General features: G+C 77.7%; 1 protein-coding gene. It reads left to right on the top strand.

Annotated elements, in window-relative coordinates:
• Positions 1-484: ROK family protein (locus I6F37_RS38735; protein WP_225154178.1), on the top strand; the 484-nt coding region annotated here is incomplete at both ends.

Genomic DNA, 484 nt, shown 5'->3' with positions numbered 1-484 from the left:
CCCTGTTCGACAGCGGGCCCGCCTCGCGGGCCGACCTCGCCCGCTCCACCGGCCTCACCCGCGTCACCGTCAGCGACCTGGTGGCCGAGCTGCTCGCCGAGGATCTCGTCACCGAGCTCGGCGCGCGTCCGGGCACCCGGGTCGGCAAGCCCGCCACGCTCGTCGGGCTCCGGCACGACGCGTGCCAGGTGATCGCCGTCGACCTGTCCGAGCCCGCCCGCTTCCACGGCGCCGTCGCCGACCTCGCCGGGGAGATCGGGGTGCGGGCCGAGCTCGACCTCGCCGGCCGCCGTGGCCCGGACGCGGTGGCCCTGGTCGAGGAGCTGTGCCGTGGCCTGGTCGCCGAGGCGCACCGCCCGGTGCTGGGCATCGGCGTCGCGAGCCCCGGTCTGGTCGACGACGACGGCGTGGTGCTGCAGGCGCCCAACCTCGGGTGGTCGGCGCTGCCGCTGGCCCGGCTGCTCGGGGAGCGGCTCGACCAGCC

The sequence above is a fragment of the Bradyrhizobium sp. NBAIM08 genome, from assembly GCF_020193935.1.
Taxonomy (GTDB): domain Bacteria; phylum Pseudomonadota; class Alphaproteobacteria; order Rhizobiales; family Xanthobacteraceae; genus Bradyrhizobium; species Bradyrhizobium yuanmingense.
Note: the sequence above shows the minus strand (reverse complement) of the source record. Positions and strands in the feature narration are given on the sequence as shown.